Source organism: Pantoea sp. MBLJ3 (assembly GCF_000816655.1).
GTDB classification, from domain to species: Bacteria; Pseudomonadota; Gammaproteobacteria; order Enterobacterales; family Enterobacteriaceae; genus Pantoea; species Pantoea eucalypti.
The window spans coordinates 1084269-1109860 of sequence record NZ_JSUT01000005.1; the positions used below are offsets into that span (position 1 = coordinate 1084269).

Genomic DNA, 25592 nt, shown 5'->3' on the forward strand with positions numbered 1-25592 from the left:
TTCCACTGGCGCCAGCGCGTTGCATTACATTAGCAGCAACGATCATGGTGTCAGGTGGATAAGATGGACAACTTTATCAGTGCGGACCTCATCCGCACCCGTTTCTCTCAGGCAATGTCAGCCATGTATCAGCAGGAAGTGCCGCAATATGGCACGCTGATGCAGTTGGTCGCTACCGTTAATGAACGCGTACTGGAAGCGGATAGTGCGCTGAAAGATCGCCTTACGGCTGCTGATGAAATCGGCCGACTTAATGTTGAACGCCATGGCGCGATCCGTGTCGGCACCGCAGACGAACTCGCCACACTGCGACAGGTGTTTGCGGTGATGGGAATGCATCCGGTAGGCTATTACGATCTCTCTCAGGCAGGGGTGCCGGTGCACTCCACCGCGTTCCGGCCAGTAACTGATGCGGCACTGCGGCGCAACCCCTTCCGGGTCTTTACCTCGCTGTTACGCCCTGAACTGATCGACGATGCGGCGCTGCGCGAAAAAGCGGCGGAGATTCTCTCTGCGCGCAACATTTTCACTCCCCGTTGCCGGGCGTTGCTGCAACTGCATCAGCAGCAGGGCGGATTAACGGAGGAGCAGGCCGGTGAATTTGTGACTGAAGCGCTGGAAACCTTCCGCTGGCATGCTCACAGCAGTGTAGACAGCCAGACCTATCAGGCGCTGAACCAGCAGCACCGGCTGATTGCGGATGTAGTCTGCTTTCCCGGTTGTCACATCAACCATCTTACGCCGCGCACACTGGATATCGACCGTGTCCAGCAACTGATGCCTTCGCGCGGTATCGATCCGAAAACCCTGATCGAGGGACCGCCTCGTCGTCAGGTCCCCATCCTGTTACGTCAAACCAGCTTTAAAGCGCTGGAAGAGCCGATCATCTTTAAAGAAGGTCATCAGGGAACGCATACGGCGCGCTTCGGAGAAATTGAGCAGCGCGGGGCAGCGCTGACGCCCGCAGGACGCGCACTCTACGATCGATTACTGAGCGAGGCGGGCAGCGGTCAGGATAATCAGCAACACCAGCAACATCTGTCGACGATTTTCCGCGATTTCCCGGACGACGAAACCACGCTGCGCCAGCAGGGACTGGCGTGGTTTCATTATCGCCTGAGCGAAAAGGGTATTGCTACGCCGCCTGCCCAGGGGGAATCGCTGGAGACCCTTATCAAAGAAGGGCGTGTACTGGCTGACCCCATCACCTATGAGGATTTTCTTCCCGTGAGCGCGGCAGGCATTTTTCAGTCTAACCTTGGCGATCGGGCGCAGGTTCGTTCGGCGGGACAGGCGAGCCGGCAGGCGTTTGAAGCCGCATTGGGTACCCCTGTGCTGGATGAAATGGCGTTATATGAAGAGCGCCAGCAGCGCTCACTGGCGCAGTGCGGCCTGCGCGAGGCCTGACAGTGTCTACGGGCAACGTCTACGTTGCCCGCGTTGCTCTCTTCACCACAGCCCTGTTAAGCGGATGGTCCTGATGGAAGGTAATCGATCAGGACTGTTCAGTTCACCTGGAAAAAAAGACGCTTCACCATCCAGCGAAAATTTAGCGGCGTGAGTATCCTGATGTGTTAGAAAACTGACTAATTATTTGCAGTAAAAACGCGTGGGATGCGTGAGAAATGTGGATATCGTCGGCGCTGACAACGCATTCACGTGCTGGCGAAACGTAAACAACGTTAATCCCTGGTCATCACTGACGCTCTGAACCTGTTGATGGGCATGCTAGCCCCTGCATCTCTCGCTTCGGCATATTCTGCAAATCCCCTCCGTACCTGGACAATACTGGCGTGCCTGCAAATAATGGAGGAACGTTTAGACAGGGAAACAGGAATGAAAAACGAAACGGGTCTGAGGATCATGACTGCTGAGGGAGAGTTACGTGGAGGCATGGATGATGACCTTTTCGTATTTAAAGGCATACCTTATGCGGCGGCACCGCAGGGCGCACTACGCTGGCGCCCGCCTCAGCCAGTGATACCGTGGCAGCATGTGCGCGATGCCACGGCGTTCGGGTCATCCGCCTGGCAAAATCGCACGTATTGCCAGGCTGTGGGCGGCGGCGATCCCGGTGAGTTTAGTGAAGATTGTCTCTACCTGAATGTCTGGACACCCGATGTCGAACCGTCAACGCCGCTGCCGGTGATGGTGTGGCTGCACGGAGGAGGCTACACCATTGGTGCGGGCGGCCTGGCACCCTACAGCGGCAAACCGCTGGCGTCCCGGGGCGCAGTGGTGGTCACCCTTAACTACCGGCTGGGTCATCTCGGCTTCTTCTCACACCCGGCCCTGGACGCTGAGTATCCTGCCGCGGGCACGGTAAACAACTTTGGTCTGCTTGACCAGATTGCCGCACTGCAGTGGGTGCAGCGCAACATTCCTGCATTCGGCGGCGACCGCCGCAATGTGACGCTTTTCGGTGAATCCTCTGGTGCGCGCAGTGTGCTGTCACTCTGCTGTTCACCACTGGCCGAAGGGCTGTTTCACAAAGGCATTGTACAGAGCGCCTATAGCCTGCCGGACACGCCGCTGAAAAAAGCGCGTCAGCAGGGCGTCGCTGTAGCCCGCCATTTTGGACTGCCAGCCGATGTCAGCGCAGAGGCGTTGCGCGCACTGCCCGCTGACGCCTTCTGGTCGCTGGACGGCCCACTGGCGATTCCGCCGGTACCCATTGCCGGTGACGCCGTTTTGCCTGAGCCCATGTTGAAAACCTTTATGGCGGCAAAACAGCACCGTCTGCCGCTGATGGCCGGCAGTAACAGCGATGAAGCCAGCGTTCTGGAATATTTTGGTGTTGATGCTACTGCAGTGCTGCAGCAGTTACGCGACAAAAATCGACTCACTTACCGTACGCTTAAATGGATGTATGACATCCATGACGATCAGCTACTGGGACGCGCCGTGGCACGCGATATGGCTTTCACGCTGGTGCCATGGCTGGTGATGCGGGCGCAGCACAATGCTGGCATGCCGGGCTGGCGCTACTGGTTTGATTATGTTTCAGAGCATGCGCACGATCTCTATCCACACGGCACCTGGCACGGTAATGAAGTGCCCTATGTGCTGAATACCTTGAGCCAGATGCCCGATCCCAATGAAAATCGTCCGTTCAGTGATAGCGATCGGGCCTTTGCTGAGCAGGTCAGTGACTACTGGTTTACCTTCGCCCGTGATGCCACAGAATATAAGCACCAGCTGGAAGGCGAGGTCGTCTGGCCCGCCTGGCATCCGGGGCAGGATGTGACAATGTCACTTGGTCAGGAGCATAAAAGCGGATTGGTTCTGAAGCGAAACTTTATGCGCGCCCGAATGCGTCTCTTCAGATTATTAATGACGCATCTGGTCAGGCTGTAGGTGTGCCATTAAGATTAGCCTGCTAATCATTAAATTTTTCAAATGAAATTAATCTGCTTAATTAACTGTAAGGTATTAAAATTTAAGAATTTTACAGCGTTAAATCCTATTTGACGCTGTAAAATAATAGGTAACAAAACAGTTACATTTTCACCTTCCTGTGCCGATAAACCTCCTATGCCCGACGCTTGCGGGTCAACGTGTATAGGATTTTGGTATGGGAATGCTCAAAAATTTTACCATTCGCGCAGTGATGCTCACGATTCTGGGGCTGTTTTGCTTACTGTGGACCGGCGTCGGGCTATATAGCATCCACTCTCTTGGCGCGCTCAGCGAAGGCAACGAGGTTGACCGTCATCTGGTTGAGCAAATGACGGTGCTGAGCAAAGGAAACGATCAATATTTTCGTGTTGTCACGCGCTTGTCCCGTGTGATGGAAAGCAAAGCGGCAGGTAAAACCCTGACCGACGAATCGTACGCGCCGGTGCAACAGGCGCTGGATGGTATGACCCAGCAACTGGCACGCTTCAAACAGCTCGCCCCCGGTCCGATGAACCCGGAAGTCGTGGATGGTGTGATTCAGAGCTGGCAGAAGCTGCTGGATGAAGGCGTAACGCCACAATTTCAGCTGGCGCGTCAGCCAACACCTGATGCTTATCGCCAGCAGGCGAACAACGTCACTCCGGCATTAAGCCGCGCGTTTGGCGTCAGCGCAGAGAAATTCAGTCAGGGTGCAGCTCAAAAGCTGGATACCACCCGCGTTGAAGTTGATCACCTCACCGCGACGACGAAAACAATAATTACCATCACGGTCATCATTGGTCTGTTTATTCTGCTGTTTACCGACCGCTATCTGGTAACGATGCTGGTTCGTCCGCTGGAAAGCATTCGCACCCATTTCGCCGTGATTGCCACGGGTGACCTCAGCCAGCCGGTCAATGAATTCGGTCGCAACTGTGTGGGTAAACTGGTTCCGCTGCTGAGCGCCATGCAGGATAGCCTGCGTGAAGCGGTTAGCGCCATTCGCAGCGGTACTGAGAATATCTCGCGTGGGGCGGCAGAAATTTCTGCAGGTAACAATGATCTCTCATCACGCACTGAAGAGCAGGCCGCTGCGCTGGAGCAGACTGCAGCCAGCATGGAGCAGTTGACTGCTACGGTGAAATTCAACGCTGATAACGCCCGTCAGGCCAGCCTGCTGGCTGAAACCGCCACCACGACGGCACAGCGAGGCGGCCAGCTGGTCAGCGAAGTGGTCAGCACCATGGATGGCATTTCAGGCAGTTCGAAGAAAATTGCTGAGATCACCAACGTGATTAACGGTATCGCTTTCCAGACCAATATTCTGGCGCTGAACGCCGCCGTTGAAGCGGCTCGTGCCGGTGAACAGGGTCGGGGTTTTGCTGTAGTGGCGTCTGAAGTACGTAACCTTGCCCAGCGCAGTGCCAATGCGGCCAAAGAGATCGCGACTCTGATTGAAGAGTCCGTTCAGCGTGTGGGTAAAGGCGCCGAGCTGGTGAGCACCACCGGCGGCACCATGAATAATATTCTGAAATCGGTACAGGATGTGGATGCGATTATGAAACAGATCGCCTCCGCCTCAGAAGAGCAGAGCAAAGGCATTTCTCAGGTGGGAACAGCAGTCACAGAAATGGACAGTGTCACGCAGCAAAACGCCTCACTGGTTGAAGAGGTTTCCGCCGCCGCAAGCGCGCTGGCGCTGCAGACAGAAGCGCTGCAGGCCTCTGTGTCGAAGTTCCGTCTTTCCAGTGAACGCCAGAGCGCACCTGTCACCGGCAATAAACCGGCTGCGCCAAAAGCCCCGGTGCTAAGTGCGCCTCAGGCCAAACCTGCTGATAATGGCGACTGGGTCACCTTCTGATCCCGGCTAAGCCACGCCACCAGTTCCGCCAGGAACGGTGGCGCATCCTGCGCAGGCCGTTGCAGTAGACTGTAAACGGCGCCCGTTTTAACCTCGCCAGCGAACGGCTTAATCAGCCTGCCGCTGGCGATATCACTCTCCACCAGATTGCTGTCGGCAATCGCCACGCCAAATCCCTGAATCGCTGCACTGATCGCTAAATCCATCGTGGCAAAATGCTGGTTTCGCTTCATGCTGAGTGTGACCTGCTGCGCTTTCAGCCAGCACTGCCAGTCACGGGTGTCTGCGGTGGGATGCAAAAAGGTCATTGCAGTCAGCGCCGCCGGAGAGTCCGGGCAGGGCTGATTCGCTGCCATTACCGGTGTCAGTGACTCACAGAACAGGCAGACGCCTTCGGGATGCGGCTTGCCATAGACAATCGCGGCATCAAAATTTTCAAGCTGCGTAGCATGATCCAGCGTTGTCGTCAGGGCCACATGCAGTTCAGGGCGCTGTTGTTCCAGCGCCATCAGCCTGGGGACCAGCCAGCGCATCGCACAGGTCGGCGCTTTCAGGCGAATACTGACCTGACTGCGGCGGACCTTCTCGCTGGCCTTAACCATCAGTTCAAAACCCTGCTGCAATTCGGGTAGCAGCGCGGCGCCCTGTGGCGTGAGCCGCAGGCCGCGCGCGTGGCGATCAAACAGTGTGACACCCAGCCACTGCTCCAGTGCGGCGATCTTGCGACTGACGGCACCCTGAGTCAGACACAGCTCACGGGCTGCATGGGTCAGATTGAGATGACGGGCGGTCACCACAAAGGCGTGAATGGCATTAAGCGGCAGCGATAAGCGTGACACAGTGAACCTCAGCTATGCATTTTTGTCATGGCTATTATGACGACATTTCGCTTGCCGACTCAAGTGGCAGCCCGTTGAATAGCGTTTTAACGCATCTGATCGGTTATGCCCCTGACGGAGAGACTATGTCCCTGAAAACGCCTGTCGCTATCCACTCAAAATTGCCGGACGTCGGCACCACTATTTTCAGCGTGATTGGCCAGCTCTCGGCGCAGCATCAGGCGATCAACCTGTCGCAGGGTGCGCCCAACTTCCCCTGCGATCCGGCGCTGGTCGACTCTGTCAGTCGCGCGATGCTGGAGGGACATAATCAGTATGCCGCCATGATGGGCCTGCCGGCCTTACGCGAGGCGCTCGCCAGTAAAGTGGAGGCGCTTTATGGCCAGAAATATGATCCTGCCCGTGAAGTGCTGATCACCGGCAGCGCCAGCCAGGGGCTTTATATGGCGATTACCGCGCTGGTGCATCAGGGCGATGAGGTGATCTTCTTTGAACCGGCATTTGACAGCTATGCTCCGGTGGTACGGTTGCAGGGCGGTACGCCGATAGGCCTGAAGTTGCAGGTGCCGTCATTTGCCATCGACTGGGATGCGCTGCGGGCGGCGATCACACCGCGCACCCGCATGATCATCATTAATACGCCACATAACCCCAGCGCGCAGGTACTGACGCCTGATGACCTTAATCAGCTGGCGGCATTGATTCGCAATACCGATATCGTGGTGCTCTCCGATGAAGTCTATGAGCATATTGTGTTTGATGGTCACTCTCACTGTGGCATGGCAACGTACCCGGAACTGGCGGCGCGCAGCGTCATCGTCTCCTCGTTTGGTAAAACCTTCCACGTCACCGGCTGGCGGGTGGGCTACTGCCTGGCGCCAGCAGCGCTGATGACCGAACTGGTGAAAGTGCATCAGTTCATGATGTACGCCGCCGACACGCCGATGCAGGTGGGATTCGCACACTACCTGCAGCGGCCGGAGAACTACCTGTCGCTCAGTGCCTTCTATGAGCAGAAGCGCGATCGCCTGATCACCCTGATGCAAAATTCGCCGTTCCAGCTGCTGCCGAGTGCCGGTTCGTTCTTTATGCTCGCCAGCTATGGACATTTCAGTGACGAGCCGGACAGTGAAATGGTAAAACGTCTCATCGTCGATCACGGTGTGGCCACCATACCGCTGTCGGCGTTTTATATGGATGGCACAGACAACAAACTGATTCGTCTCTCATTTGCGAAAGACGAGGCGACACTAGAGGCTGGCGCAGCGGCGCTATCTGCTTTTTCTCACTGAATCACGCCACCGCGTGAGGCAGCACCGGGAACAGGTAACCAGGACTTTTCGGGGTAAATAATGAAGAAACTGAACGCGCTTTTTCTTGCTCTGGGCATGATGACATCAGTACAGGCACTGGCACAGGATTTACGTTACGGCGTAGAATCACAATATCCGCCATTTGAAAGCCGCAATGCCAAAGGGGAGCTGGAAGGCTTTGATATTGAGCTGGGCAACGCTATCTGTAAGGCCGGCAATTTCAGCTGCCACTGGGTCGAGAGCAGCTTTGATGCGCTGATCCCGGCGCTGCAGGCGAAAAAATTTGATGCCATCAACTCGGCGATGAATATCACCGAAGCGCGCGCCAAAAGCATCGCGTTTACGCAGCCGATCTACCGTATTCCGACCATGCTTGTGGCGAAAAACGGTGAAAATCTGGCACCGACCGCCGACAGTCTCAAAGGTAAAAACATCGGCGTGTTGCAGGGCTCTATTCAGGAAACCTATGCGAAGAAGCACTGGGAGACGCAGGGCGTAACGGTCACGTCGTATCAGGATCAGAACCAGGTTTACAACGATATGGTCGCGGGCCGCCTTGATGGCACGCTGGTGATGTCTGCTGCCGGTCAGTCCGGTTTCCTTGATAAGCCCCAGGGTAAAGGCTTTGGCTTTGTCGGCAAGCCGGTCGAAGATGACGCGATTCTTGGCTCGGGCATCGGCTACGGCCTGCGCAAAGATGACGCCCAGCTGAAGCAGTCTCTTGATGCGGCGATCGCCAAAGTGCAGGGCGATGGCACCATCAAAAAGCTGGCTGAAAAATACTTCCCGGGCATTGATGTGAGCGCGAAGCCATAAACAGAATCGGGCGCACTCTGCGCCCGATTCTCTCCGATTGATTATGTCAGCCTTCATTTTTATCAAACAGTTCTTAGATTTAAGCCTTTGCAAAGTTATTCCATTCATCCCCATAGATAATGTTTCCGTCCGTATATTTCCAGGTAATAGCCTGATATCGCAATTCCAGTGTTTCCAGGTGCGTGCTGCTTAGTCCGTTAGGGGCAAGATAGGGAGAAACGGTAGTGAGCTTTATCCCTTCCAGCATAATATTGAAATATTCAACCTCGCTGCCTGACTCCACAATTCTGTACATTTTTGTTGTGCCATTTTTAAGTATTCGTCCTTCACAGATTGCGCGATAAAGAACGGACGTTGTCTGGTCGAACTCTTTGACGATAGTAATCGGGCTGTGAAAACGCGTACAGGTTAGTTTTCCCCAGGCGGGATCAACAGGAATGGTGATGTGGTGTGCGAACGATTTTAACTCTATTGAACCGAGTCGACGTGGCATCTGGCAGCTCCCCACGATGGGTGAACCGTTTTCATCGTCAAGCCATAGATGAGCGGGTACAGACATAATTTTATTTCCTTGTGAAAATCATACTGTATATTAAAGGGCTGTTACCATTTTACTGTTATGGGGAAGAATATTATTACAAGCAGAGCAAATACAGCGATGGGCCACAAAGGGCCGCCTGGGAAAAAATGAATAAATAACAAAGAAAAGGCACTTACAAAAAGAGCTGGGCCGAAAAGCGAAAGCCACGATGTAAATTTTCGCCTTAGAAACCTGATTATGAAATCTTTCATCATTCATCTACCTGATCATATTAGTAATTATTTTTGCAATGTCATCATCAGAGGGAAATGAGATTCTGAGTGCTCCAAACTTCTCGAATATAGGGTCAATCAGGAAGTACATCATTTCAAGTTCACTTTCATACAAAGCCGCGTAATAAGCAGGCAGTGCATAATTCAGCCGATTCGCGCTGTCTGCTGCTTTCTGAACTACGCCGTATATGCCTGCAACGACTGTTGCACCACCAGCCTTTTGGCCAGCAAGCGCACTGATATTAAAGCCGCATTAAATCCAACAGCCACGGCCGCTGTTACAGCTAAAACAAAACCGTGTTGGGTTAGATGACTGGCGCAATATGTACATTTACCGCCATGAGAGACTTCTTTATTTGCTCCAGTTGATTATTTGTTTTATATCTGAATAGTTCATTGAAATATATCTTGAGCATGTCATTTATAACATTTCCATGCCTTCTAAGTTGAATCACTCCCTTTGCAAATCTTACGTCCTCATCTTTTTGCTTCTGACAAACCTCCTGATATTTTTCTGTGAAGCAGGAGGTGTAATAAAGCGCACTTTGCACGCCTGAACCTATGTGTTCAATCTGATGTGATAATGCATCACTAACCCCATTAAAGGCCCGATCTAACTTTTTTGCTAAAATTTCGTTCGCCTGTAAATAATTAATTATTTCATCAGTGTGTTGCATAACTGAACCCCTTAAATTATCCCCGCATTTAAATGTTCATTGAAGATAAAGAGCATTAAGATGTATGTAAATCCGCTTAAGTGCTCATTAATGCGCGCGATCAAAATAAACCGGATAAAAGGAGGGTGCTTTTGGGAGGTGAAGTTATAATAGTGACGGAATAACGCAGGTTCTGGCCTTAATAAAACGCGCGTTTAATGTGGAAAATTCGCTGATTAGGTTTCACTGGCTGTATCAAAATCAGGGCTGAATTTCCCATTTCAGCCCTGTACATATAAGCATTAATAAAACTGTTAACCCGCCGCCAGATAACAGAGTTTTTCCGCCACCTGATAGGATTTCACGAAGGACGTAATCGGCAGAAACTCGAAGCGTGAGTGGAAGTTGTGTGCGCCGGTAAAGAAGTTCGGCGTCAGCAACCCTTTGGCTGACAGCGCAGCCCCATCCGTGCCGCCACGCATCGGAATGACTTTTGGCTCAATTTCCAGTGCGGCAAACGCACTGAAGATCAAATCAATCGCCCGACGATCCTCACCCAGTGCATTGCTGATATTGCTGTAAATATCGCTGATCGTGATGCTCACGTCGCCGGTGGGATAACGCGCTGCGAGTTTTTCCGCTGCCTGCTGCAACTGCTGCTTGCGTGCGGCGAAGCTGGTGAGGTCAAAATCACGAATGGAGGCCTTTAGCGTGGCTTTGCTGGCGTTGGCCTGAATCTCATTAAACCAGATATAGCCTTCGCGACCTTCGGTGTGCTCCGGCGTCTGCTGGCGATCAAACAGGCTGATATAGTCATGCGCCATCAGCAGCGGATTGACCAGCACGCCTTTGCCCGACATGGGGTGTGCGGGCACACCGGTAAACACAATCTCTGCAGCAGCACCATTGAAGTTTTCATATACCACTTCACCCAGTTCGCAGCAGTCGATGGTCCAGGCAAAATCGACATTAAACCGCGATTCCAGATCGAGTGCTTTCGCCCCGCGCAGGCCAATCTCTTCGTCCGGCACAAAGGCCACCACGATATCGCCGTGGTCGCCTTTAAGATTGGCCATCAGCGTCATCACTACAGTAACCGCCGCTTTGTTGTCAGCGCCCAGCACGCTGGTCCCGTCGCTGAAAATCACCTGCTGACCCACATAGGGCGCGATCTCAGGATGTTCATCGCGGCGCAGCCAGATATCCTGCTCTGCATTCAGACAAAGATCTTCGCCCTGCCAGGTGAGGATCTGCGGGTGAATATCAGGCGACAAACCGACATCAACGGTATCGATGTGTGTAATAAACCCGATGCGCGGTGCGTCAGGACGGTTACCGCGTTTTACTGCCGTCACTGTGGCATGTTCATCAATTACCACCTCATCGAGACCCAAATCGCGCAGCTCATCCGCCAGCAGTTTTGCCATGGCGTGCTGACTCGGGGTGCTGGGCAAGGAGGTTGATTTGGCATCGCTCTGACTGCTGACGGCGAGGTAACGGAAAAAACGTTCGGTGAGTTGCGACTCAAGTTTGTCTGTCATCACTATTCCTTATTAGTCAGCCACTGGCGGGGTTCGCTATGGTGCCGAATCGTGCTATCAATGAAGCATCTGAATGATTCATTTAGATATTGTGATCACCGGAAGTCAATACAAAGCGAGGATGATAATGAAAATCAAGATAGCCACCTTAGCGCTTGTTACTGCTGGGATAGCGCTGGCTGGCAGCGTAAACGCCAAAACGCTGGTCTACTGTTCTGAGGGATCGCCAGAGAATTTTAACCCTCAGCTCTATACCTCCGGAACCAGTGTTGACGCCAGTGCCGTACCGGTCTTTAATCGGCTGGTGGATTTCACGCCCGGCACCACCAATCTGGTCCCGAGCCTGGCGGAAAGTTGGGAGATCAGCCCGGATGGCACCGTATACACCTTCCATCTTCGCAAAAATGTGAAGTTCCAGAGCAATAAACAGTTCAAACCCAGCCGCGACTTCAACGCCGATGATGTGATCTTCTCGTTTATGCGTCAGATGGACCCGAAAAATCCCTACCACAATGTTTCTGGCGGCACCTATTCCAACTTCGAAAGTCTGGAACTCTCCACGCTGATTAAAGGTATTGACCGGGTTGATGACCACACCGTGCGCTTCACGCTTGCTCATCCGGAAGCACCATTTCTTGCCGATCTCGCCTGGTATTTCGCCTCAATCCACTCGGCGGAATATGCAGACGCGATGCTGAAAGCAGGGACGCCGGAGAAGGTCGATATGAACCCGATTGGCACCGGCCCCTTTGAACTGGTGCAGTATCAGAAAGATTCCCGCATCCTCTATAAAGCGTTTCCGGACTACTGGCAGGGTAAGGCGAAGCTCGATCGGCTGGTATTCAGCATTACGCCTGACGCCTCCGTGCGTTATGCCAAGCTGGAGAAGAACGAGTGTCAGGTAATGCCATTCCCGAACCCCGCCGATCTGGACAAAATGCGCGCCAATCCGGACATCATTCTGGAACAGAAGGCGGGTCTGAACACCGGCTTCCTGGCGTTTAATACCACTAAAGCGCCAACCGACAACGTCAAAGTGCGCCAGGCGCTGGCGATGGCGATCAACAAACCGGCGATCATTGAGGCGATATTCAAAGGCACCGGCACGGTCGCGAAGAATATCCTGCCGCCGGGCGTCTGGAGCGCGGACAAAGATCTGAAGGATTACGACTACGATCCGGAGAAGGCCAAAGCGTTGCTGCAACAGGCTGGCGTCAAACCGGGTACCGAAATTGCGCTCTGGGCGATGCCGGTTCAGCGGCCTTACAACCCGAATGCGCGCCGCATGGCGGAGATGATTCAGTCTGACTGGGCCAAAGTCGGCATCAAAGCCAATATCGTCAGCTATGAGTGGGGCGAATACCTGAAGCGCGTCCGAAGTGGCGAGCATCAGGCGGCGCTGATGGGCTGGACGACAGCGACCGGCGATCCGGATAACTTCTTCGGCCCGCTGTACAGTTGTACCTCTGCGCAGGGCGGTTCTAACTCCTCAAAATGGTGCTACCAGCCGTTCGAGAAGTTAATCACCGAAGCCCGCGCCGAGCCGGATCAGGGCAAACGCACCGCGCTCTATCTGCAGGCGCAGCAGATAATGCATGACCAGATGCCTGCCGTGATGATTGCGCACTCCACAATCTTCGAGCCGGTGCGCAAATCGGTCAGCGGCTATCAGGTCGATCCGTTTGGCAAGCATATCTTCTATCAGGTGGATATTAAGCAGTAACCCGTGGCAGTTAACGTCAATGGCCCACGCATCAGTGGGCCTCTTATCCCATCCTCACCTGCTGATCCATCTCCGTCAGCCGCTGCTGCAAAAACGCCAGAAATAGCGTCAAAGCCGCATTGCGCTGACGTCCCGACACTGTCTGAAGTTGCAATGTGCGCTGACTCAACTGATCCACTCCCATTGACCGCAACACCAGATTTTGCGTATCGCGCTCGAACAATAGGGTAAAGGCACTACAGATGGTTACTGCCTGCGGCGTATGCAGCAAAAAGTGATAAAGCGTAGCGAAATAGTCGCAGGTCAGCACCGGCTCCACCACGCAGTCATTCATCTGACAGGAAAGATCAAACAGCTGCCGGACGGTGGTGTGATGGCCCGGCAGCGCCAGCGGCCAGCGAGGCAAATCGCTTAGCGTGACCTCGCGTGACGCCAGCGGATGTGACTCATGCATCGCCAGCAACACCGGTGCGGGCCACGAACCCAGTACCTCAACGCTGCGCTCCGGCTGCAGACTAAACTGCAGCGCCACATCGCATTCTCCCGCCCGGACGCATGCGGCCACGCCCTGCGAGTGCGTCACGTTAATCGCAAACAGCGCGCCCGGGTTTGTCAGGCGAAACGCCGCCAGCAGGCCAGGCAGCAGACTAAACGCCATACCATCCGTGCAGGCGATGCGGATCAAACTGCGGCGTATCGCTTTCAATCCCTTAATCTCTGCCAGCGCATACGCCATATCAAGCTGACTCTTACGCACGTGATGCGCAAAAATCTCACCTGCTTCATTCAGCACCATGCCGCGCGCATGACGCTCAAACAGCGGCACCCCGACCTGTGCCTCCAGCCGCTGAATCTGACGACTGATCGCCGACACCGCAACAAAAAGTTGTTCACTGGCGGCGCTCAACGAGCCGCTCTCAACAACCGCCAGGAAATAGCGGATCTCGCTGCTTATCATCTCCACTCCGTCAAAACGCATCATAAAAGGGCAGTCAGGCATTGCTTTAAAAGCAACGCTCACTCGATAAATTGATAATTGTGGCAAGGAGAGAAGTTTGTCAAAGATAAAGCACGATAAAAAAAACAGGCAGGGCAAACATGACAGAGCAACAGGCCGTTGATCAGGCGATGAACTATTTCGATAGCGGTGAGTTTCAGCAACTGCTGGCACGGCGTGTCGCCTGTGTGACCGAAAGCCAGCAGGCCAGCAGAGGGGCGGAGCTGGACCACTATCTGCAGCAGGAAATTGGCCCGCAACTGACGAAGATGGGATTTACGTTACATCCATTTGAAAATCCCCAGCCAGGCAGCCCGCCGTTTCTGATTGCCACCCGCATTGAACATCCGCTGAAACCGACGCTGCTTTGCTATGGCCATGGTGATGTGGTATTCGGCGACGATGAAAACTGGCGCGAAGGCTTATCGCCGTGGCAACTCACAGCTGAAGGCGATCGCCTGTATGGACGTGGCAGTGCGGACAACAAAGGTCAGCACTGCATCAACCTCGCGGCGCTGGAACAGGTGTGGCAGACGCGCGGTGGAAAGCTGGGCTTTAACTGCAAAATCCTGTTTGAAATGGGCGAAGAGATCAGTTCGCCGGGACTGGCGGCGATCTGCCAGCAGCAGCAGGCGCTGTTAAAAGCCGATCTCTTTATCGCCTCTGATGGCCCACGGCTCAACGCAGTGCGACCAACGCTGTTTTTGGGTTCGCGTGGTGCGGCGAACTTTCGTCTGACCATTCGGGCGCGTGACAACGCCTATCACTCCGGCAACTGGGGCGGACTGCTCAGTAATCCCGGTACGCAACTGGCCAATGCGATCGCCTGCCTGGTGAATGCGCAGGGCGTATTGCAGGTCGCTGCGCTAAAACCGGACTCGTTGACCAGGGCCGTGCGGGCGATCCTGAGTGATATTGACGTCGGCGGTATGCCGGGCGATCCGGCGCTTGCAGAAGGCTGGGGTGAGCCAGGTCTGACGTCTGCAGAGCGCCTTTATGGCTGGAACACGCTGGAGGTGCTGGCGTTTGAAACCGGTAATCCGGCACGTCCGATGAATGCTATTCCGGGCAGCGCCACGGCGGTGTGTCAGCTGCGATTTGTGGTCGGCACTGACTGGGAAAACCTGGTGCAGCATGTCGAAAGTCACCTGCGTCAGCACGGCTTCGATAACGTCAGCGTGGAGTTTCTGCGCGGCTCACCGGCGACGCGGCTCGATCCGCAGGATCCGCTGGTGGCCTGGGCACTGGACACGCTGGCGCGTAGCAGCGGTAAAAAACCGGCGCTGTTACCCAATCTTGGCGGTTCACTGCCCAATGAAGTCTTCGCCGATATCCTGGGTCTGCCAACGTTGTGGGTGCCGCACTCCTATCCCGCCTGCGGCCAGCATGGCGTTAACGAACACATGCTCAATTCCATTGCACGTGAAGGCCTGGCGATTATGACGCGGCTTTTCTGGCAACTGGGCGAAGAGGGCGAACAGTTGATGACGCGCCACCATCAGTGGCGGAGAGGTGAACAATGAGCAGCATCGCGCAGACGACCTCGCAGGTGAAACCGAGCCTGCACAAAACACTGTTCGCCACCTGCATTGGTAACGCGCTGGAGTGGTTCGACATCGCGGTCTATGGCTTTTTTGCCAGCTACATCGCGCACGTTTTCTTTCCGGTCAGCGATCCGTCAGTGTCGCTGTTGCTGACCTTTGGCAGCTTCGGTATCTCCTTTCTGATCCGTCCGCTGGGTGCCATTGTACTGGGCAACTATGCCGACCGTCATGGGCGCAAAAAGGCGCTGCTGTTGTCGATTAACCTGATGATGCTGGGCGGGGCGATCATTACGTTTATGCCGGGCTACGCCACTATCGGTCTGGCCGCACCGCTATTGATCATTCTGGCGCGTCTGATTCAGGGTTTCTCTGCCGGGGGCGAGTTTGGCAGTTCCACTGCCTTTCTGGTGGAGCACTTTCCCGAACGTAAAGCCTTTATTGCCAGCTGGCAGTTCGCCACTCAGGGGGCGAGCACGCTGATGGCATCCGCATTCGGGCTGGGGCTGACGCACTGGCTAAGCGAAAGTGATATTCAGGCGTGGGGCTGGCGCATTCCGTTTGCCTTCGGCCTGCTGATTGGCCCGCTGGGTATCTACATTCGCCGCCATGTGCAGGAACCTGCCAGCTTTGCCTCGCAGGAGAAGGAATCCGCGCCGCTGAAGACGCTGTTCGGGCGGCAGAAAGCGCTAATCACCCTGGCGATAGGCGTGATGGTGATTTCCACTGCAGTAAACTACATGCTCAACTACATACCGACTTACGCCACCAAAACCCTGCATCTGCCGGGATCGGTCGCCTTCACCGCCACACTGATTGCGGGCATTATCCTGACGGTCGTGACGCCCATCATGGGATTGTGGGCAGAGCGGATTGGCCGGTTGCCGCTGATGTGGGGATCGCTGCTGCTATTGATGGCCACCATCTATCCTGCGTTTAAATGGATGGTCGATCACACCACGCCCACTACGTTAATCCTGCTGGTGGCCTGGATGGCGCTGCTCAAGTCAGTCTATTTCTCGACGGTGCCGTCGGTGATGGCCGATCTCTTTCCGGCGACCACCCGCGCCAGCGGTATGGCGATCAGTTACAACGTGGCGGTGACAGTATTTGGCGGGTTTGCGCCGCTGATTTGCAGCATGCTGATTGCCGCTACCGGCAGCAGTCTGGCACCAGGCTACTACCTGATGGCGGTGGCAGTGCTAAGTGGCATCGCGCTGCTGCGCTGCAGTAAGCGGGTGGCATAGCAAAATGGGCCGGTTAGCTGGCCCATTTTGTGGCTGACAACGTCAGGAACGGGAGGCGTTAAGATCGAGCCTTCGTTTAACTGAACTGCAGGTAAGCAACATGGGTCTGCAGATACTCCTCCAGGCCATGTTTCCCATCGGCACCGCCGATACCCGACCTGCGCCATCCGGCATGAAAGCCCTGCATCGCCTCAAAGTTCTCACGATTAACATAGGTCTCGCCGAACTTCAGCTTTCGCAACGCGGTCATGGTGGTATTGATATTCCGGGTATAAATTGAGGACGTCAGCCCATACTCGCAGTCGTTAGCCAAAGCGATCGCCTCATCCAGCGTTTTGAACTTCATCACCGGCAGCACCGGGCCAAAAATTTCCTCCTGCATAATCGCCATCTCCTGACGCACATCGGTAAGCAGCGTCGGTTCAAAGAAGAAGCCCTTATCGCCGGCGCGCTTGCCGCCCAGCACCACTCTGGCGCCGGCGGCGACGGCGTCTGCTACTTTCTGCTCAACCCGATCCCTTGCCGCGCCCGTAATCAGTGGCCCCATGTCGATATCACTGCGTTCGGCGGGATCGCCAAACGTAACCTGTTGAAACGCCGTGGTCAGCGCGCTGATAAAGCGCGCGTAGATGCCTTCCTGCACATAGACACGCTCTGCGCAGTTACAGACCTGACCGCTGTTGATCATCCGCGAACTGACAATTGCCTGAACCGCCAGATCGAGATCGGCGTCATCCATCACGATAGCCGGGGCTTTGCCGCCCAGTTCCAGCGACACTTTGGTGACATTTTTAGCAGCGGCTTCCATGGTAGCGATACCTGCGCCGACGCTACCGGTCAGGCTCACCAGCCCGACTTTGGGGTTTGCCGCCAGCTCCTGTCCCACTTCCGGACCCAGACCGTAGACAATGTTAATCACGCCCGCTGGCAGACCCAGCGTGTGAATGATGTCGGCAAAAATGGCCGCATTGTCTGGCGTCAGCTCACTGGGTTTAATCACGATAGTGTTGCCAGTAATCAGGGCAGGCGCCGCTTTGCGGGCAATCAGGAAGAAGGGGAAGTTCCACGGTAAAATCCCGGTGGTAACGCCAATCGCTTTTTTGAACAAAAAGATGTTTTCATTGGGTCGGTCGCTGTTGATGATCTCACCTTCGTAACGCCGCGCCCACTCTGCCATGTAATCAAGGTAGTCGGCGGTGAACAGCACTTCGGTCTTCGCCAGTCCCTGGGTTTTTCCACCCTCGGCCACAATCGTTGCCGTCAGTTCAGGCTCCCGATCGCGGATGGCGCTCGCGATTTTGTGCAGCCAGGTGCCACGCTCCACTGCAGGCAGAGCCTCCCACGCTGGCTGAGCGGCTTCTGCGGCGTTGATGGCACGGCTGGCATCCTGACGAGTGCCTTCGGGAATACGTGACAGCAGCGCCTCAGTGGCCGGGTTGTTCACCTCAATCCATGCGTCACCGTGATGGGCGACGAACTCGCCATTAATGTAATGTTGATGATGTGTTGTCATTCGCTTTGCTCTCCGCTATCGATATGTTGCAGTGATGTAATCGCAGAGTGAAACAGATCGTTAAGCGTGACCTTTAGCTGAGTGCCAGGTGCCGTAATCGGCTGGCAGCCAATCACAGGTATCGGTGAGTTCTGAGGCAAAAACGTCAATCTGTTGTAGATTTAAAGAAGTGAAGTCGTGAAAAGGGGTTAAATAATGGCAAGCGGATGGGCTGCAGAAGGCGCAGTACAGGAACAGATTGATAGCACCGTGAACGACGGTATTGAGCGGGTAAGGCAGTCAATCGGGCAGGGCGAAAGCGCCACAGAATGCGAGCTCTGCGGCGAGCCGATTCCTGAAGCACGTCGTCAGGCACTTAAAGGCGTGCACTATTGCGTGGCGTGTCAGGAAAAAATCGACAAACAGCAGCAGAGCACCAGCCTGTATAATCGTCGGGGCAGTAAGGATAGTCAGCTGCGCTAACCCTCAGGAGCCTGGCATCGCCAGGCCGCTGCCAATAAACCATGCCAGAAACCCTACACCCGCCACAATAATGGCGATCGGAAACAAAATTCCAATTCTCATATTCAACCTGCTGCAAACAGCGTTTTCAGGGGCCACGATCTTATCATGAGATCTGGAGAACGGCGCGATGGGTTTTCAGCAGGGTAAAGAGCTGAAACTGCGTTGCATCACTCTCTTCGCGCAACACTTCCCCTTTTTTATAGACAATATGATGCACATGGCCGAGCTGACGCCAGACTACAATCGCTGAGGCGATGAGAGCGCAATGCTGTTCTGACTGCAGACACTCGATGGTGGCATAGTGCGTTTCATCCAGGCCATTCACAAACACCTTTATCGCATCTGCGGGTAATATTGCCCTGATGTCATCCAGCATCACCCGGCTGACTGACTGTGAAAGAAACAGTGTTAACCATTTTGATGTCATCCCAATCCCTGATCCGATCAATTTTCCCCAGTTTATACAATCCTTGCTGGGTTTATAAAAGGCTTCTTTGCAGACTTGCCACTCCATCAGCCTTTATGGCAGCCATAACAGAATTGTGCTGCGCTACACAGCAGAACAGTAAAAAACAGTGAATAATAAGTAAGTTACCTTTGCGCTGGTCCAGTTTTATAACAACTGTGAAATTGTGATCCCTGACAGGAATAACGGTCAGAAATTGCCACGCTGCTGCGGTTTCCGGCATTTATCCAAAGGCTGAGGAATTCCTGCAAAACGTAGACTGCCTGCTGAGCGGAAGCAGACAGGTTTCCGACAGGCCTCAACCAAACCGGGGAATAACAATGAACAGTGCCATTATTGCGGGTATCTTCTGGCATTTTGTCGGCGCAGCCAGCGCGGCGTGTTTCTATGCGCCGTTTAAACAGGTGAAAAGATGGTCATGGGAAACCATGTGGTCAATTGGCGGCCTGATGTCGTGGCTAATCCTGCCCTGGACGGTGAGTGCCATTTTGCTGCCGAACGTTATGGCCTATTACAGCAGTTTTACGCTGTCGCAACTCACGCCGGTATTTCTGTTTGGCGCGATGTGGGGAATAGGCAATATCAACTATGGTCTGACCATGCGCTATCTCGGGATGTCGATGGGTATTGGTATCGCGATTGGCATCACCCTGGTGGTTGGTACGCTGATGACGCCGCTGTTGCAAGGGCGCTTTGGTGAGCTGTTCGCCTCGTCGGGTGGCCGGTTAACGCTACTGGGGGTCATGGTGGCGCTGATTGGTGTGGGGATTGTGACACGCGCCGGGTTGTTAAAGGAGCGCGCGCTGGGGATCAACGCGGAGGAATTCAATCTCAAAAAGGGACTGGTGCTGGCGGTGATGTGCGGCATTTTCTCGGCAGGCATGTCGTTTGCGATGGATGCGGCGAAACCGATGCATCAGGCTGCCGCTAATCTCGGCATCGATCCGCTTTATGTGGCCTTACCCAGTTACGTGGTCATCATGGGCGGCGGGGCGCTGGTCAATCTGGGCTTCTGTTTCTGGCGGCTGGCCACCCGGCCGGAGCTGTCAGTGCATAAAGACTTTTCCGTCGGGAAGTCACTGCTGATTGCGAATACCGCGTTTGCCGTGCTTGGCGGCACCATGTGGTATCTGCAGTTCTTCTTCTACGCCTGGGGACATGCGCGAATCCCGGCACAGTATGACTATGTCAGCTGGATGCTGCACATGAGTCTTTATGTCTTATGCGGGGGGCTGGTTGGGCTGCTGCTGAAAGAGTGGAAGTCAGCGGGACGTCGCCCGGTGAGCGTATTGTCGCTCGGCTGTGTGGTGATTATCATTGCCGCCAATATAGTCGGTCTGGGCATGGCGGCCTGATTGCTCACTCCGTCGGAGTTAAGTTACAGCAACCTATTAGCAGAACGTGCAGGAGACGGGGTCAGAAGAGGAAAGCGTCCCGCCGCCCTGGACAAAAACGCCGGGAGCTTTTTTGAACAACGCAACGCGTTGGCCCGGCCACGGGCGCACCTCATCCATGAGGTGCGTAATCGCGCGGACCGGGCATGTCACGGATCACGGCTCTAGCGTCTTTCCAGTCTGATCCTGTTCCCTGTAAAGACACTGTTTCACAACAATGCAGGGCTGCTTTTGTCTGTAACCTGAAAGGGCCTGCTATGCAGGCCCTTTTTAGTCAGACTCGGCACTCTTCAGTGCCTGCCGGGGCGCGATAAATCGCTGGCGCCAGGCGCTGGGCGCTAACCCGGTATCACGGGTGAAGACGACAGAAAAATAGTTACTGTCATCAAAACCGCAGCGGGCGGCGACCTCACTAATCAGACAATCCTGGGTGCGCAGCAGATATTTTGCCTGACAGAGCTGAAGCTGACGCAGGTAATGACCGATGGTCATGCCGGTCTGCTGACGGAAAAGCTGCCTCAGCGCCCGTTCGCTGAGTCGATTCTGCTGGCAAAACGCCGCCAGATCGAAGGGGCGGGCAATCGCACCCTGTAAAGCCGACATCAGCAGATCCAGCTGTTCACCCTCCGGTAACGCCCATGGACGGTCAGCGGCGTAGCCGTGGCGACGCAGAATCAGCGCCAGCTGTAAAAACAGCGCCTCTGAGAGCTGCACGGACAGCGGATCGCTTTTGCGGCTTTCTCGTTCCAGCTGGCTGATCACGCCCCGTGCCAGCGCCATCCCTCGCGTGGTCAGCCGCCAGCCGCCCGGTTCATCCGCGCCCTGTTGCGGCAGCAACTGGTTCCAGTCAAGGGCAAGACCAAAGCGATCGCGGCAATAGAGGATGTTATCCAGCACCAAATCATTGACGCTGTCGTAGCTGTGGCAGTCACTGTCGCGGATGTAAAAAACGTCGCCGCAGGTTATAAGCCAGGGACGATCGTTGAGGATATGCAGGCCGTTGCCGCGCCAGACAATCACGATTTCGCTGAACGTGTGTCGGTGCGGCGGGAAAGAGGGTTGTGGCATCCTTTCAGCCACCGCCACCGGCAAAGTAGTGGCGGGAAAATAGTCATCCCGACTGAGTATCAACGCCATGTTCGCCTCCATTACAGCATTTGCTGACGCTCCGTTCGCGGTGCGCAGCCAAATTCGCGCCTGAACAGCGTTGAGAAATGGTTGCTGTCACCAAATCCACACTGGAAGGCAATATCAGTAATGCGCATATCACTGTGACGCAGCAGATGACGGGCCTGTAATAGCCGCAGACGGTTAAGATAGCGCTGCGGCGTGCTGCCGGTCTGCTGCTTCATTTGCCGATGCAGCGTACGCAGCGACAGTGAGAAGCGATCGGCCAGCTCATCCCAGACAATCTCGTCACTGTAGTGATCACCCAGCCAGTCAAGCAGGCGATGCAACCGTGCCTCCAGATCCTGACTCTGTCCGTCAATGCATGCTTCTCGCAACAGCACCAGCAGCTGTAAAAAAAGCTGCTCCTGTCGTGCCTGCTTCTCCAGCGACCAGCTCTCATCGGGCTGCATTTGCGATGCCACACACAGCGCCTGCGTCATCACTTTGTGATTGATGCGCCAGTGAGAGCGATATTGCCCATCCTGATCGCGGGGCAGTAAGGCCTGTAGTCCGGAGAGAAAGCGAAACGCGCCGGGACTGCGATAGAGCACGTTGGTCAGGCAAAGATTATCTGTCTGCTCATAGAGATGACGATCGTGATCCCGAACAAAGCAGACGCACCCCGCGCAAAGCGTTTGTGGCTGACCATTGAATACATGAATGCCGGCACCTTGTTCAACCAGCACAATCTCATGGAAGTCATGATGATGTTCCGGAAAGGCTGCCTGCGGGTGTCGGGGTTCAATTGCTATGGCGTAATCACCTTCGGGGAAGAAATCCGCACTGTGTAAAATGGTCATGATCTTCTCTCGCTACTTTACAAAACCGTAACGCAGTCTAATCAGCCCGCCAACACCTTACCTTGAATTTTCATCCTGACTCAGCAGGAATCACGCTGATTTTTCAAGATATCCTCAGCAGTTAATCATTTTGCGGCAGGTGTCACATCCTCCTCACTGCCGCCTCTGTGATCTCTCTCACGAAGTTCTTTGCCAGTCTGCCAGGGCCTGTCCGCCGCTGGCACTCCGGGGAAGGTGTGAAACCCCTAAGATTTTTACGCTGTGACGACGCAATCACAGGAAACCGCCGCTATGACCAGGAGAAGTTTTGTTGCTATCGATCTCGGCGCCTCCAGTGGACGGGTTATGCTCGCCAGCTGGGAGGCAGCGCAGCGCAAGCTGATGCTGCGTGAGGTCCGGCGCTTTAACAATACGCGTCAACATCGTGCCGGTTATGACTGCTGGGATCTGATGCTGCTGGAGCAGGAGATCCGCGCCGGGCTGGCTCAGTTAGATGAAGAAGGCATTGTGCCGGACAGTATCGGCATCGACACCTGGGGCGTTGATATGGTGCTGCTGGACGCACAGGGCGAGCCGGTGGGTGAGGCGGTCAGCTACCGCGATGCGCGCACTCACGGTGTGATGGAGCAGGCGCATCAGGAACTGGGCCGTAGTGCTATCTATGCCCGCACCGGCATTCAGTTTCTGCCATTTAACACGCTCTATCAGATGCGCGCCCTGCATCTTCAACAGCCCGACTGGCAGGCCCGCGTAGTACATGCACTGATGATTCCCGATTACCTGCATTTTCGTCTGACCGGCAACCTTAACTGGGAATACACCAACGCCACTACCACGCAGATGCTCAATATTCACAGCGGCGAGTGGGATCGTGATTTGCTCGCCTGGGCGGGGGTGGATGCGCAGTGGTTCGGACAGCCGCAGGCACCGGGCAATACCGTCGGCCACTGGATTAACCGCGCAGGCATACCGGTTCCGGTCATCGCGGTCGCCACGCACGACACGGCCAGCGCAGTGCTGGCAACGCCGCTGATGCAGGATGACGCCGCCTATCTGAGCTCCGGGACCTGGTCGCTGATGGGCTTTGAAAGTCTGCAGCCCTATGCCAGCGACGCCGCGCTGCGCGCCAATATCACCAATGAGGGCGGCGCAGAGGGTTATCGCGTACTTAAAAACATTATGGGCTTGTGGCTGTTGCAGCGCATCTGTGCCGAACTGCAGATTGACGATCTTAACGCGCTGATTGAAGAAACGGCCCGCCAGCCCGCCTGTGCGTCACTGATCAATCCCAACGATGCCCGCTTTATTAATCCCGACAGCATGGTGAGCGAAATTCAGAATGCCTGTGCAGAGCAGGGCATGCCGGTGCCGCAATTTGCCGCTGCGCTGGCGCGCTGCATTTTTGACAGCCTGGCACTGCTCTATCGCGACGTCATTCACGAACTTGCACAACTACGTGGCAAATCTTTCAGCCAGCTGCACGTAGTGGGTGGTGGCAGTCAGAATCGTTTTCTGAATCAGCTTTGCGCCGATGCCTGCCAGATTCCGGTGCTGGCGGGTCCGGTTGAGGCCTCCACGCTGGGCAATATTGGGTGCCAGCTGATTGCGCTGGGCGAGCTGACGGATGTGGCGGATTTTCGCTGCAGCGTTATTAACAACTTTCCTCTCGAAAAATTCGAACCGCAAACTCACAGCGTCTTGAGTGCCAGTCAGGCACGCTTCGCGACGCTGACTCAACCCGCTAAGGAACCCATTTATGACTAAGCAGATTGAACAGGCTTTTGAACTGGCTAAACACCGCTACGCCGACATGGGGGTTGATGTTGAACAGGCTATTCGTCAGCTGGACCGCATCCCGGTTTCAATGCACTGCTGGCAGGGGGATGATGTCCGGGGATTTGAAAACCCACAGGGCCCATTGACCGGCGGTATTCAGGCGACGGGTAACTATCCAGGGCGAGCACGTAACGCCGATGAACTCCGCAGAGATATCGACAAAGCGATGTCCCTGATTCCCGGTGCAAAACGCCTGAATCTGCACGCCATCTATCTGGAAAGCGACAAACCCGTGACGCGCGATGCGATTGAACCTGCCCATTTTGCCCATTGGGTTGACTGGGCGAAAGAGCACAATTTAGGGCTGGATTTTAATCCCAGCTGCTTCTCGCATCCGATGAGCGCAGACGGTTTTACGCTGTCGCACAGTGATAAAACCGTGCGTCAGTTCTGGATCGATCACTGCAAAGCGAGTCGCCGTATTTCCGCCTATTTTGGTGAGCAACTGGGCTCGCCATCAGTGATGAATATCTGGGTGCCAGACGGCATGAAAGATATCACCGTGGATCGACTGGCTCCGCGTCAGCGTCTGATGAGCGCACTGGATGAGGTCATCTCAGAAAAACTCAACCCGCAGCACCATATCGATGCGGTAGAGAGCAAATTGTTTGGCATTGGCGCAGAGAGCTATACGGTAGGTTCCAGTGAGTTTTGTCTCGGCTACGCTGCCAGCCGCCAGACGGCGTTGTGCTTGGATGCAGGCCATTTCCATCCCACCGAAGTGATCTCCGACAAAATTTCTGCCGCGATGCTCTATGTGCCGCGTCTGCTGCTGCATGTCAGCCGTCCGGTGCGCTGGGACAGCGACCATGTGGTGCTGCTGGACGATGAAACTCAGGCGATCGCGAATGAGATCGTTCGTCACCAGTTGTTCGATAAAGTCCATATCGGGCTCGATTTCTTTGACGCCTCTATCAACCGCATTGCCGCCTGGGTTATCGGCACACGCAACACGAAAAAAGCGCTGCTGCGTGCCTTGCTGGAGCCCACCGACCGTTTGCGGCAGGCCGAAAACAGCGGTGATTACACCGCACGGTTGACCCTGCTGGAAGAGCAAAAATCGCTGCCGTGGCAGGCAGTATGGGAAGCGTGGTGCCTGCGCCATGATGTCCCGGCTGATGCCAGCTGGTTAGGTGATGTCCGTCACTATGAACAACAGATCTTGAGCCAACGTTAAGGATTTC

22 protein-coding genes are annotated in these 25592 nt (G+C 55.0%); 12 read left to right on the plus strand and 10 right to left on the minus strand.

Annotation, left to right across the window (positions count from 1 at the left end):
- The first annotated feature begins 63 nt into the window (after nucleotides 1-63).
- The 3 genes from NP77_RS11400 to NP77_RS11410 all read left to right on the plus strand — a co-directional run bounded on the left by NP77_RS11400 (nucleotide 64) and on the right by NP77_RS11410 (nucleotide 5239).
- Nucleotides 64-1407, plus strand: a complete 1344-nt coding sequence (locus NP77_RS11400) for a VOC family protein (RefSeq protein WP_039660191.1) — start codon at nucleotides 64-66, stop codon at nucleotides 1405-1407.
- A gap of 429 nt (nucleotides 1408-1836) precedes the next feature.
- Nucleotides 1837-3357 carry a carboxylesterase/lipase family protein gene (locus NP77_RS11405; protein ID WP_039660193.1) on the plus strand — a complete coding sequence of 507 codons (1521 nt, stop codon included), beginning with the start codon at nucleotides 1837-1839 and terminating at the stop codon, nucleotides 3355-3357.
- 217 nt (nucleotides 3358-3574) lie between these two features.
- Nucleotides 3575-5239, plus strand: coding sequence for a methyl-accepting chemotaxis protein (locus NP77_RS11410; protein ID WP_008925235.1), 1665 nt, complete (start codon nucleotides 3575-3577; stop codon nucleotides 5237-5239).
- Here NP77_RS11410 and NP77_RS11415 read toward each other — a convergent pair.
- Nucleotides 5197-6078, minus strand: coding sequence for a LysR family transcriptional regulator (locus NP77_RS11415; protein WP_039660196.1), 882 nt, complete (start codon nucleotides 6076-6078; stop codon nucleotides 5197-5199). The two genes, NP77_RS11410 and NP77_RS11415, sit on opposite strands and share 43 nt — an antisense overlap.
- Nucleotides 6079-6203: 125 nt before the next feature.
- Here NP77_RS11415 and NP77_RS11420 point away from each other — a divergent pair, with 125 nt between their 5' ends.
- Together NP77_RS11420 and NP77_RS11425 are read left to right on the plus strand one after the other, a co-directional pair.
- Entirely contained in the window at nucleotides 6204-7370 is a 1167-nt protein-coding gene (locus NP77_RS11420) for a methionine aminotransferase (RefSeq protein WP_008925233.1), read from the plus strand.
- Nucleotides 7371-7430: 60 nt separating this feature from the next.
- A complete protein-coding gene (locus NP77_RS11425) occupies nucleotides 7431-8207 on the plus strand; it encodes a transporter substrate-binding domain-containing protein (protein WP_003853710.1) in 777 nt (258 codons plus the stop codon).
- 79 nt (nucleotides 8208-8286) lie between these two features.
- Here the strand turns inward: NP77_RS11425 and NP77_RS11430 are convergent, their stop codons facing one another.
- From NP77_RS11430 to pepT, 3 genes are all read right to left on the minus strand, one after another.
- Nucleotides 8287-8766, minus strand: a complete 480-nt coding sequence (locus NP77_RS11430; protein WP_039660197.1) for a type VI secretion system tube protein TssD — start codon at nucleotides 8764-8766, stop codon at nucleotides 8287-8289.
- Nucleotides 8767-9325: 559 nt separating this feature from the next.
- The gene (locus NP77_RS24060) at nucleotides 9326-9697 is read right to left on the minus strand and encodes a hypothetical protein (protein ID WP_312041149.1); all 372 of its coding nucleotides are present in this window, start codon (nucleotides 9695-9697) and stop codon (nucleotides 9326-9328) included.
- 293 nt (nucleotides 9698-9990) lie between these two features.
- A complete protein-coding gene (gene pepT / locus NP77_RS11445) occupies nucleotides 9991-11217 on the minus strand; it encodes a peptidase T (protein WP_003853706.1) in 1227 nt (408 codons plus the stop codon).
- A 127-nt stretch (nucleotides 11218-11344) separates the two neighbouring features.
- On the opposite strand from pepT, the gene NP77_RS11450 reads away from it, so the two are divergent.
- A complete protein-coding gene (locus NP77_RS11450) occupies nucleotides 11345-12940 on the plus strand; it encodes an ABC transporter substrate-binding protein (protein ID WP_039660200.1) in 1596 nt (531 codons plus the stop codon).
- Nucleotides 12941-12983: 43 nt separating this feature from the next.
- Here NP77_RS11450 and NP77_RS11455 read toward each other — a convergent pair whose 3' ends face one another.
- Nucleotides 12984-13898, minus strand: coding sequence for a LysR family transcriptional regulator (locus NP77_RS11455; RefSeq protein WP_039660201.1), 915 nt, complete (start codon nucleotides 13896-13898; stop codon nucleotides 12984-12986).
- A 140-nt stretch (nucleotides 13899-14038) separates the two neighbouring features.
- Between NP77_RS11455 and NP77_RS11460 the strand changes: the two genes are divergently transcribed.
- Complete coding sequence (locus NP77_RS11460) at nucleotides 14039-15460, plus strand: M20 family metallopeptidase (protein WP_039660202.1); 1422 nt, start codon at nucleotides 14039-14041, stop codon at nucleotides 15458-15460.
- Complete coding sequence (locus NP77_RS11465; RefSeq protein WP_003853701.1) at nucleotides 15457-16725, plus strand: MFS transporter; 1269 nt, start codon at nucleotides 15457-15459, stop codon at nucleotides 16723-16725. Before NP77_RS11460 ends, NP77_RS11465 begins: the two co-directional genes overlap by 4 nt.
- A 76-nt stretch (nucleotides 16726-16801) precedes the next feature.
- On the opposite strand, the gene aldA is transcribed toward NP77_RS11465, so the two are convergent.
- On the minus strand, nucleotides 16802-18238 hold the full coding sequence (gene aldA / locus NP77_RS11470) for an aldehyde dehydrogenase (RefSeq protein ID WP_008925226.1): 1437 nt from the start codon (nucleotides 18236-18238) through the stop codon (nucleotides 16802-16804).
- A gap of 195 nt (nucleotides 18239-18433) precedes the next feature.
- Between aldA and NP77_RS11475 the strand changes: the two genes are divergently transcribed.
- Entirely contained in the window at nucleotides 18434-18700 is a 267-nt protein-coding gene (locus NP77_RS11475) for a DksA/TraR family C4-type zinc finger protein (protein ID WP_003853696.1), read from the plus strand.
- 3 nt (nucleotides 18701-18703) lie between these two features.
- Here NP77_RS11475 and NP77_RS23445 read toward each other — a convergent pair whose 3' ends face one another.
- Both NP77_RS23445 and NP77_RS11480 read right to left on the minus strand, forming a co-directional pair.
- A complete protein-coding gene (locus NP77_RS23445) occupies nucleotides 18704-18802 on the minus strand; it encodes a YoaK family small membrane protein (RefSeq protein WP_008925225.1) in 99 nt (32 codons plus the stop codon).
- 43 nt (nucleotides 18803-18845) lie between these two features.
- Complete coding sequence (locus tag NP77_RS11480; protein ID WP_003853693.1) at nucleotides 18846-19169, minus strand: hypothetical protein; 324 nt, start codon at nucleotides 19167-19169, stop codon at nucleotides 18846-18848.
- Between the two features lie 359 nt (nucleotides 19170-19528).
- On the opposite strand from NP77_RS11480, the gene rhaT reads away from it, so the two are divergent.
- Nucleotides 19529-20563, plus strand: coding sequence for an L-rhamnose/proton symporter RhaT (gene rhaT, locus NP77_RS11490; protein WP_039660203.1), 1035 nt, complete (start codon nucleotides 19529-19531; stop codon nucleotides 20561-20563).
- Nucleotides 20564-20872: 309 nt separating this feature from the next.
- On the opposite strand, the gene rhaR is transcribed toward rhaT, so the two are convergent.
- Together rhaR and rhaS are read right to left on the minus strand one after the other, a co-directional pair.
- Nucleotides 20873-21739: an HTH-type transcriptional activator RhaR gene (gene rhaR / locus NP77_RS11495; protein WP_008925224.1), complete on the minus strand. Its 867-nt coding sequence runs from the start codon at nucleotides 21737-21739 to the stop codon at nucleotides 20873-20875.
- Between the two features lie 11 nt (nucleotides 21740-21750).
- Nucleotides 21751-22572 carry an HTH-type transcriptional activator RhaS gene (gene rhaS, locus NP77_RS11500; protein ID WP_003853688.1) on the minus strand — a complete coding sequence of 274 codons (822 nt, stop codon included), beginning with the start codon at nucleotides 22570-22572 and terminating at the stop codon, nucleotides 21751-21753.
- Between the two features lie 291 nt (nucleotides 22573-22863).
- On the opposite strand from rhaS, the gene rhaB reads away from it, so the two are divergent.
- Both rhaB and NP77_RS11510 read left to right on the plus strand, forming a co-directional pair.
- A complete protein-coding gene (gene rhaB / locus NP77_RS11505; protein WP_039660204.1) occupies nucleotides 22864-24336 on the plus strand; it encodes a rhamnulokinase in 1473 nt (490 codons plus the stop codon).
- Nucleotides 24329-25585 carry an L-rhamnose isomerase gene (locus tag NP77_RS11510; RefSeq protein WP_003853686.1) on the plus strand — a complete coding sequence of 419 codons (1257 nt, stop codon included), beginning with the start codon at nucleotides 24329-24331 and terminating at the stop codon, nucleotides 25583-25585. Before rhaB ends, NP77_RS11510 begins: the two co-directional genes overlap by 8 nt.
- Nucleotides 25586-25592: the final 7 nt, after the last annotated feature.

Coding starts and splice junctions, on each gene's coding strand:
- NP77_RS11405 (WP_039660193.1), top strand. CDS start 1,837: ATGAAAAACGAAACGGGTCTGAGGATCATGACTGCTGAGGGAGAGTTA.
- NP77_RS23445 (WP_008925225.1), bottom strand. CDS start 18,802: ATGAGAATTGGAATTTTGTTTCCGATCGCCATTATTGTGGCGGGTGTA.
- rhaT (WP_039660203.1), top strand. CDS start 19,529: ATGAACAGTGCCATTATTGCGGGTATCTTCTGGCATTTTGTCGGCGCA.
- NP77_RS11410 (WP_008925235.1), top strand. CDS start 3,575: ATGGGAATGCTCAAAAATTTTACCATTCGCGCAGTGATGCTCACGATT.
- NP77_RS11400 (WP_039660191.1), top strand. CDS start 64: ATGGACAACTTTATCAGTGCGGACCTCATCCGCACCCGTTTCTCTCAG.
- pepT (WP_003853706.1), bottom strand. CDS start 11,217: ATGACAGACAAACTTGAGTCGCAACTCACCGAACGTTTTTTCCGTTAC.
- NP77_RS11425 (WP_003853710.1), top strand. CDS start 7,431: ATGAAGAAACTGAACGCGCTTTTTCTTGCTCTGGGCATGATGACATCA.
- NP77_RS11430 (WP_039660197.1), bottom strand. CDS start 8,766: ATGTCTGTACCCGCTCATCTATGGCTTGACGATGAAAACGGTTCACCC.
- rhaS (WP_003853688.1), bottom strand. CDS start 22,572: ATGACCATTTTACACAGTGCGGATTTCTTCCCCGAAGGTGATTACGCC.
- NP77_RS24060 (WP_312041149.1), bottom strand. CDS start 9,697: ATGCAACACACTGATGAAATAATTAATTATTTACAGGCGAACGAAATT.
- NP77_RS11420 (WP_008925233.1), top strand. CDS start 6,204: ATGTCCCTGAAAACGCCTGTCGCTATCCACTCAAAATTGCCGGACGTC.
- rhaR (WP_008925224.1), bottom strand. CDS start 21,739: ATGGCGTTGATACTCAGTCGGGATGACTATTTTCCCGCCACTACTTTG.
- NP77_RS11510 (WP_003853686.1), top strand. CDS start 24,329: ATGACTAAGCAGATTGAACAGGCTTTTGAACTGGCTAAACACCGCTAC.
- NP77_RS11455 (WP_039660201.1), bottom strand. CDS start 13,898: ATGATAAGCAGCGAGATCCGCTATTTCCTGGCGGTTGTTGAGAGCGGC.
- aldA (WP_008925226.1), bottom strand. CDS start 18,238: ATGACAACACATCATCAACATTACATTAATGGCGAGTTCGTCGCCCAT.
- NP77_RS11475 (WP_003853696.1), top strand. CDS start 18,434: ATGGCAAGCGGATGGGCTGCAGAAGGCGCAGTACAGGAACAGATTGAT.
- NP77_RS11480 (WP_003853693.1), bottom strand. CDS start 19,169: ATGACATCAAAATGGTTAACACTGTTTCTTTCACAGTCAGTCAGCCGG.
- NP77_RS11450 (WP_039660200.1), top strand. CDS start 11,345: ATGAAAATCAAGATAGCCACCTTAGCGCTTGTTACTGCTGGGATAGCG.
- rhaB (WP_039660204.1), top strand. CDS start 22,864: ATGACCAGGAGAAGTTTTGTTGCTATCGATCTCGGCGCCTCCAGTGGA.
- NP77_RS11460 (WP_039660202.1), top strand. CDS start 14,039: ATGACAGAGCAACAGGCCGTTGATCAGGCGATGAACTATTTCGATAGC.
- NP77_RS11465 (WP_003853701.1), top strand. CDS start 15,457: ATGAGCAGCATCGCGCAGACGACCTCGCAGGTGAAACCGAGCCTGCAC.